This is a genomic window from Variovorax sp. F042 (genome assembly GCF_057814215.1).
The window spans coordinates 1-273 of the sequence record NZ_JBVASX010000111.1; the positions used below are offsets into that span (position 1 = coordinate 1).

Here is a 273-nt window from a genome sequence, read left to right on the forward strand (position 1 = left end):
CGGCGCTGGAAGTGCCGCTGCGCTCGCACGGCGGGGTGTCGGAGCAGCGCGTGCCGCTGATCTGCAACCGGCCGGTCACCGGCATTGCCGCCAGCCGCCGGCTGCGCAACTTCGATGCGCTGGACCTCGCGCTGAACCACGCCCAATAAACCGTCGCCCGGAGCACTCCCCCATGAGCCAAGCCACCCTGAAGCCAGGCACCATTCACCGCGAAGCCCTGCGCATTGCCGGCGAGCGGATTCACCGCGACCGCACGATCGACGTCACCTACCC

General features: G+C 69.6%; 1 pseudogene. It reads left to right on the forward strand.

The features are described from left to right. Positions 1–149 (forward strand): annotated as a pseudogene (locus ACZYSP_RS35640) (phosphonoacetate hydrolase); the annotation flags it as partial. Positions 150–273 lie beyond the last annotated feature (124 nt).